Here is a 7431-nt window from a genome sequence, read left to right on the forward strand (position 1 = left end):
CGCCGGGCGCCAGGCGGACAGGTCCAGGCCGTTGGAGACCACGTGCACCGGCACGCCCGGTCCGGCCACCGCGCGGATCGGCCGGGCCGCGGCCTCGCTCACCGCGGTGCCCACCAGCCCCCAGCGCTGCCAGCCGTACAGCGTCCGCAGACTCCGGTAGATCCCCCGGGTGACCGGGTCCCACATGCTGTGCACGGTCACCACCAGCGGCAGCCCGGCGCGCGCCGCGGCGCGCACGCCCATCCAGGCGAACGGCGAGACCGCGCCGGTGTGCACGTGCACCACGTCCGGCCGCCGCGCCGCCATCAGCCGGAGCAGGTGCCCCGTCCCGGCGGGATGGACCGGCAGGTCGAAGGGGAGGTTCGCGACGGTCCGGTGTACCCCCGGCAGGGGCTCCCCCGGGGTCGCGGTCACCACCTCGGCGTCGTGCCCCGCCGCGAGCTGCGCCCGGACCAGATCGGCGACCTGCACCTCGATCCCCCCGAGGCGCGGCAGGTAGCAGTCACTGACGTGGATGATCCTCACGCTGCCAGCGTAGCCCCGCGTGAGATCATGTCCGGGTGCGCGCTTCCGTGATCCGCCCGTCCGCCCCCCGCACCGCCGTGTTCTTCCACGCCCACCCCGACGACGAGGCCCTGCTGACCGCGGGCACCATGGCCATGCTCGCCGCCGAGGGCCACCGCGTGGTGCTCGTCGTGGCGACCTCCGGCGAGCGCGGCCAGGCCGACCTGGCGCCCGGCGAGGCGCTCGGCGAGGCCCGGATCGCGGAGCTGTACAAGTCGGCCGCCGCGCTCGGCTGCGCCCGCGTGGTGAACCTCGGCTACGGCGACTCCGGGCTGGCCCCCGGCGGCGGGATCGCCCAGGACCGGCCGCCGAACGCGTTCATCGACGCCGACGGCGAGGAGGCGGCCCGGCGGCTGGCCGCGATCCTCACCGAGGAGAAGGCCGACCTGCTGACCACCTACGACCCGGCCGGCGGCTACGGCCACCCCGACCACGTGCAGGTGCACCGGGTGGGCGGCCGGGCCGCGCAGCTCGCGGGCACCCCGATCGTGCTGGAGGCGACGGTCAACCGCGACCCGCTGCTACGGGGCCTCAAGCTGGCCCGCCGGTTCTACCCGCAGCTGGACGTGCGGGCCTTCGAGCGGGCCTACTCCCGGGGTGAGGAGATCACCCACCGGGTGAACGTGCGCCGGTTCGCCCGGCAGAAGCGGGCCAGCATGGCCGCCCACGCCACCCAGGCCACCGGGGCCGACACCCGGACCCTGGGCGTGATGCTCAAGGTCCCCGGCCCGCTGTACCGGCTGGTCTTCGGCACCGAGTGGTACGTCCGGCGGGACGTCCGGCCGGCGAGAGGCTGAGGCACCCCTTCGAAACTCCTCCCAAAGCATGAGGCCCGTACCGGCACACTTGTTCCGGGAGGGCATATGAAGAACAGATGGGTCCAGATCGGCCTGTCGGCCGCGTCGCTGGGCCTGGCCGCCGCACTGGTGGTCTTCCTGCCGCAGATCGTGCAGGCGATGACGGGCAAGACCGTCTCCTGGACGGAGATCGGCGCCCGCTTCGCCGCGCTGAGCTGGCAGGCGGTGGCGCTGATGGCCGTCCTCTGGCTGGCCAGCCTGCTCGCCTACACGTTCGTGCTGACCGCCTCCCTGCCCGGCCTGACCCACCTGCAGGCCCTCACCCTGAACGCGGGCGGCAGCGCGGTGAGCAACCTGCTGCCCTTCGGCGGCGCGCCGGGGTCGCGCTGACCTTCGCGATGACGAAGGGGTGGGGTTTTCCCGCCCGCGCCGTCGTCGTCTCCACGCTCTCCAGCGGCGTCTGGAACACGCTGTTCCGGTTCGTGCTGCCCGCCGTGGGCATCCTGGCGCTGCTGGCCAGCGGCAAGGCGCTCAGCCCCGCCGTCGTCCAGGCGGGCTGGGCCGGGGCCCTGTCCATCCTGGTGCTCGTCTCCGTGGCGGGCGCCGCGCTCTACTGGGACCGCGCCGCCGCCCTGCTCGGCCGCGCCCTCGACGCCCTCACGCGGCTGGCGCCCTCGGCGGTCCGCCCCGGCGAGCACGCCGCCTCGGCCGCCCTGGAGCGGCTGCGCGCCGACACCTCCGCGGTCGTGCGGACCCGCTGGCGCGGGCTGACGCTGGGCATGGTCTCCTTCCTCGGCCTCCAGTGGCTGGTCCTGGTCTGCTGCCTGCACGCGACGGGCGCCTACCCGGGCCTGGCCCAGTCGATCGCCGCCTTCGCGCTGTCGCGGGTCCTGACCACCGCCCTGGTCACCCCGAGCGGGACCGGGATCATGGAGGCCGGGACCATCGGCGCGCTGGTCTTCTTCGGGGTGCCCGCCGATTCGGCGACCGCCGCCGCACTGCTTTTCGGGTTCTGGACCTACACTGTCGAAATCCCCTTCGGAGGTCTGGCCCTGGGCGCGTGGGCGCTCCTGCGCCGACGCGAGGGCGCCCAGGCGGCGCCCGCCGAGGAGCCGGCCGGCCGTAGGGGTGCCGCGGACCCCGCCCCGGCAGGGCCCACCGGCACCCCGGGGTGCCAGCACCTGCCAGATGGGGAAAAACCTTGTGCGCGATTCGAAGGCACGCATAGCGTGACTGCTGACATGGTGGCGTTCCGGGTTCTCGGTCCGGTCGAGGCGTACTCCGGTGACAACGGGGGTGACGACGGGCTCGACCTCGGCGGGCTGCGGCAGCGTGCCGTGCTCGCCCGGCTCCTCGTCGCCCGGGGCCAGGTCGTCCCGGTCGACACTCTGCTGTACGACCTGTGGGACGACGACGCCGCCAAGGGCGCGCAGTCGGGCCTGCAGGTCTACATCTCCCGCCTGCGCCGGGTCCTGGAGCCCGGCCGGCCGCGCGGCGGCCCCAACCGGCTGCTGGTGACCGTGGCCTCCGGCTACGCGCTGCGGGTGGCCCCCGACCAGGTCGACGCACTGCGCTTCGAGTCGCTGGTCCGCGCCGCCGGGGAGCAGCTGGAGGGCGACGACCCCGCCTCCGCCCGGGTCCGGCTGGAGAAGGCCCTGGGCATGTGGCGCGGCACGCCGTACTCCGAGTTCGCCGACCAGCCGTGGGCCGAGGCGGAGGTGAACCGGCTGACCGAGCTGCGGCTGGTCGCCCGCGAACGGCACGCCGACAGCGGCCTGCGGCTGGGCATGCCGTCGGAGGCGGTGCCCGACCTGGAGGCGCTGACCACCGAGCACCCCCTGCGCGAGGAGGGCTGGCGGCTGCTCGCCCTGGGCCTGTACCGGTGCGGGCGGCAGGGCGACGCGCTGGCCGCGCTGCGCCGGGCCCGCACGATCCTCGCCGACGAGCTGGGCATCGACCCCGGCCCGGCGCTGCGCAAACTGGAGTCCGACATCCTGTCCCAGGACCCCGGCCTGGAGCTGCCCGTCCCGCAGGGCAGGCAGCGCCCGGTGGTCCCGGCCGACACCTGGCCGCCCCGGCCCGCCGCGGCTGGCCCCGGTCGAGCCGCCGCCGCTGGAGCCCGAGCCGTTCGTGGGCCGCGACGCCGAGCTGGAGCGGCTGACCACGGCCGCGGCCCGGACCGGCCGCTTCACCGTCGCGGTGATCAGCGGTGACGCGGGCGCGGGCAAGAGCACGCTGGTCCGCCAGCTCACCATGCGCCTGTCGGCCGATGGCTGGGGCACCGCCTCCGGCGCCTGCCCGGACAGCAGCGCCACCCCGCCCGGCTGGGCCTGGGTGGAGATCCTGCGCACCCTGGTGGGCATGGCCGGTCCCGGCGAGTACGCCCCGCTGCTCGCCCCGCTGCTGGACGACACCGCCCCCGACCCCGACGACGACCAGGCGTCCGGCGGCTTCCGGCTGCACCGGGCGGTGGGCGGCTACATCGCCGCGATCGCGCGCGACACCCCGATCCTGCTCACGCTGGAGGACCTGCACTGGGCCGACGACCAGACGCTGGCGCTGCTGCGCGCGCTGCCGAGCCTGCTGGCCGGCAGCCGGGTGCTGCTGGTGGTCACCTGCCGTGACAGCGAGCTGACCGACCGGCAGGCCGAGGTGCTGGCCGCGCTGGCCCGCCTCGGCCCGGTCCGGGTGGCCCTGTCCGGGCTGGACCCCAAGGCGGTGGCCGAGCTGGTCCGGGCGACCTGCGTGCGCGAGGTGGACGAGGAGGCCGTCGAGAGCATCGTGGAGCGGACCCGCGGCAACCCCTTCTTCGTCCGCGAGACCGTGCGCCTGCTCGACGCCGAAGCGGTCAGCGACCGCGCCACGGCCGCCGAGGTGATCTCCGGGGTGCCGTCCGGCGTGCGCGACGTGCTGCGGCGGCGCATCTCCCGGCTGCCCGCCGCCGCCCAGCAGATCCTGCTGCAGGCCGCGGTGATCGGCCGCGACGTCGACGTGGACGTGCTGGTGGACGTGGCCGGCGACGAGGACGCGGTCGTCGAGGCCGTGGAGGCGGCGCTGCTGGCGGGCCTGGTCACCGAGCCGGGTCCCGGCCGGCTCCGCTTCGACCACGACCTGATGCGCGACACGCTCTACTCCGACGCCTCGCGGCTGCGCCGTTCCCGGCTGCACGCCGCGGTGGCCGCGGTGATCGAGCGCAGGAGCCCCGGGGACGTGGCCGCACTGGCGCACCACTACGACGCGGCCGGGACCACCGAGACCGCGGTCAAGGCGGTGCACTACGCCGGGCTCGCGGCCGAGCAGGCCGAGCGCCGCTTCGCCCACCGGGAGGCGGCCACCCTCTGGGAGCAGGCCGTCGCCGCCTTCGACCGCTCCGGCGTGACCCAGACCCCGGAGACCGCCCGTGAGCGGCTGCTGCTGACGCTGCGGCTGATCAGGGCGCTGGCGCTGTGCGGGGACATGGCGGCGGCCCGCCGCCACCGGCGCGAGGCGATGGAGGCGGCCCGCCCGCTGGGCGACCTGGAGCTCACCGCCCGGGTCGCCGCCTCGCTGGCCGTACCGCACAAGGGCATGGCCCGCGACTTCACCCGGACCGCGTGGGAGATCGTGGACGTCGCCGAGCGGGCGCTGGTGGAGCTGCCCGCCGCCGAGCAGTCGCTGCGGGCCAGCCTGCTGGCCACGGTCGCGCTGGAGCTGGAGGGCTCGGCCACCTCCCGGGGCGAGCAGGCCTCGCTGGAGGCCGAGGAGCTGGCCCGCCGGACCGGCGACCCGGCGCTGCTGGCGACCGCGCTGAGCGGGCGCCTGCGCCAGTCGTACGGCATCGCGCCGGTCGGCGAGCGGGAGGTCATCGGGCGGGAGCTGCTCCAGGTCGGCGAGGCCAGCGGGCAGGTCGCGGTGCAGGCCCTGGCCCACCTGGTGCTGATGGAGTGCTCGGCCGCCTCGGGCGCGTTCGCCGAGGCCGACGCGCACGTCGCCGCGGCCGAGCGGCTGGCCCGGCAGTACGGCCTGCCCGCGCCGGTCGCCGTCGGCGCGTGGTACGCCGGGCAGCGCCTGATGATCGCCGGTGACTTCCCCGGCGCGGAGCGGGCCTACCGCCAGGCCGCGCGGCTGACCGCCCGGGCCGGGATGCTGGAGGGCCGCCAGGACCTGCCGCTGATCACCACCTTCTGCCTGCGGCTGGTCAACGGCCAGGCCGCGGAGATGGTGGAGCCGCTGGCCGAGGCGCACCAGCGCGGCGCCAAGTGGACGCTGGACGCCTACGCGGTGGCGCTGGCCTCGGCGGGGCACGAGCGCGACGCGCGGGCGGTCATCGCGGTGAAGACGCCGGTGCGGCCGGACTTCCTCTACGAGCTGGCGCTGATCTGGCGGGCGCTGGCGGGCATGCTGCTCGACGACCGGGAGCGGATGGTCGAGGCCTACGACACGCTGAAGCCGTTCTCGGAGCGGATCGCGGGGGCGGGCACCGGCGTGGTCGCGCTCTGGCCGGTCGCGCTGACGCTCGGCGACCTCGCGCTCCGGCTGGGCTTCACCGACGCGGCGCGGTCCTACTACGCCAAGGCGCTGGAAGTGGCCGAGCGGGTCGGCGTGCCCCGCTGGGTCGAGGCGGCGCGGCGCTCCCTGAACGGCTGAACCCGTCCGGCGCGGTCGGCCCGGGCGGGTCCTGCTTCCCGGGGTCTCCGCAGGGGCGGGCGGTCCGGGTCCGCTGGGTCAGCAGCTGACCATGAACTTCTCGCTGCGCAGCGTGGCGCCGCCGTCGACCGAGAGCTTCACCCGGTACAGGCCGGGGTTGCCGACGATCCGGGGCTCCCACTCGGCGGTCCGGCTCGCACCGGTGAAGCCCGCGCCCGAGGTGAGGTAGGTCCGCCAGGTCTTGGTGGCCGGGCTCCAGCGCTGCAGGCTCCAGTCGTAGGAGACGGTGTCCTGGGGGTCGGGGTTGCCGACCACGCCGCGCACCCGGTAGGTCCGGTCGCAGCGCCCGCCCGAGGGGATCTCGTCGACGGCCACCGTGCCGGGCTCCGGCGCCCGCTCCGCGGCGGACTTCCCCGCCTGCGCCGACAGGGTCACCGTCCGCACCCGCTCCGGTCCGGCGGCCTCCGCCCGGGCCGAGCCGTCCAGCGACTCCGCCCCCGCGTAGAGCGCGGCGAAGACGAGTGTGGCCGACAGCAGTCTCAGGACGGTCGCGGTTCCACTGGCGACCACCGGTACGACGCTGCTCCGCGGGCTCATGACAGGCACCTCTCCTTCGTTCCACCCCAGGTGTACGGCGGAGCAGTTGATCCGTGCTTGCGGACTGCTTGCAGTGGCCTTCAAGGTCTAAAGTGAGGTAAGCCTGACCTAAGACCCCAAAAGGTCAGGCACCACGATCATGGCGGTGACGTTCACAGATGCGACCCCTCTCGGCGGCCATTCCCGACCCCACCTCCGCCTCCGTCTTCGGCCTGCCGCTCTGGCTCTGGGTCGTGCTGGGCGGGGCGGCCCTGTTCGGCGCGTTCCAGGCCTACTACTGGATCGGCCACGCGCTCGGCCCCCGGCTGTACGCCTCCCGGGTCGGCCGCCGGATCAGGCCCGAGCACGTGCGGGCGGCCGAGAACGCGGTGCGCCGCTGGGGCGCGCTCGCCGTCTACGGCTGCTTCTGGGTCCCGGTGCTGCGGCACACGCTGCCGTGGGTGGCGGGCGTGCTGCGCGTCTCCTACCCCTGGTACGTCGTGGCCAGCGCGCTCGGCTGCCTGACCTGGGTGCCGGTCACCTCCTTCGGCCTGTACTCGGTGATCTGGGGTTGGGTGGGGCTGGCCGGGGAGTCGCCTCTCGCGGCGGGCGCCGTCGCCGCCGCCGTGGTCGCCGCGGTCGTCCTCCTCGTCCGGTGGCGCCGCCGCCGGGCCGCCCGCCGCGCCGAGGAGGCGCGGCTCTCGCGGAGCCCCGAGGCGCTCTGCCACGATGACTCGCATGCCTAACGGGGGAATCCGCCTGACCGCCTGCGCCGCCGTGACGGGATTGACCGGACTGACCGGGCCGCCCGCCCTGGCCGCTCCCGCCGGACCGGCCGCCCGACCGACCCGGTCGCCCTGGCCGCTCC

At 75.5% G+C, this 7431-nt stretch carries 7 protein-coding genes; 5 read left to right on the plus strand and 2 right to left on the minus strand.

What is annotated here, in order from left to right; all coding sequences use genetic code 11:
* The coding region (locus ACWJ6R_RS26315; protein WP_449064805.1) for a glycosyltransferase family 4 protein at window positions 1–525 on the minus strand (525 nt) is incomplete at its 3' end.
* A gap of 35 nt (window positions 526–560) precedes the next feature.
* On the opposite strand from ACWJ6R_RS26315, the gene ACWJ6R_RS26320 reads away from it, so the two are divergent.
* The 4 genes from ACWJ6R_RS26320 (at window position 561) to ACWJ6R_RS26335 (ending at window position 5987) form a co-directional block, all read left to right on the plus strand.
* Window positions 561–1361, plus strand: a complete 801-nt coding sequence (locus ACWJ6R_RS26320; RefSeq protein WP_449064806.1) for a PIG-L deacetylase family protein — start codon at window positions 561–563, stop codon at window positions 1359–1361.
* Window positions 1362–1427: 66 nt separating this feature from the next.
* On the plus strand, window positions 1428–1751 hold the full coding sequence (locus ACWJ6R_RS26325; RefSeq protein WP_449064807.1) for a hypothetical protein: 324 nt from the start codon (window positions 1428–1430) through the stop codon (window positions 1749–1751).
* A gap of 8 nt (window positions 1752–1759) precedes the next feature.
* Complete coding sequence (locus tag ACWJ6R_RS26330) at window positions 1760–3574, plus strand: BTAD domain-containing putative transcriptional regulator (RefSeq protein WP_449064808.1); 1815 nt, start codon at window positions 1760–1762, stop codon at window positions 3572–3574.
* Complete coding sequence (locus ACWJ6R_RS26335) at window positions 3492–5987, plus strand: ATP-binding protein (protein ID WP_449064809.1); 2496 nt, start codon at window positions 3492–3494, stop codon at window positions 5985–5987. Before ACWJ6R_RS26330 ends, ACWJ6R_RS26335 begins: the two co-directional genes overlap by 83 nt.
* A 78-nt stretch (window positions 5988–6065) precedes the next feature.
* Here ACWJ6R_RS26335 and ACWJ6R_RS26340 read toward each other — a convergent pair whose 3' ends face one another.
* A complete protein-coding gene (locus ACWJ6R_RS26340; RefSeq protein WP_449064810.1) occupies window positions 6066–6584 on the minus strand; it encodes a hypothetical protein in 519 nt (172 codons plus the stop codon).
* A 158-nt stretch (window positions 6585–6742) separates the two neighbouring features.
* On the opposite strand from ACWJ6R_RS26340, the gene ACWJ6R_RS26345 reads away from it, so the two are divergent.
* A complete protein-coding gene (locus tag ACWJ6R_RS26345) occupies window positions 6743–7309 on the plus strand; it encodes a DedA family protein (RefSeq protein WP_449064811.1) in 567 nt (188 codons plus the stop codon).
* Window positions 7310–7431 lie beyond the last annotated feature (122 nt).

Source organism: Planomonospora algeriensis (assembly GCF_977012225.1).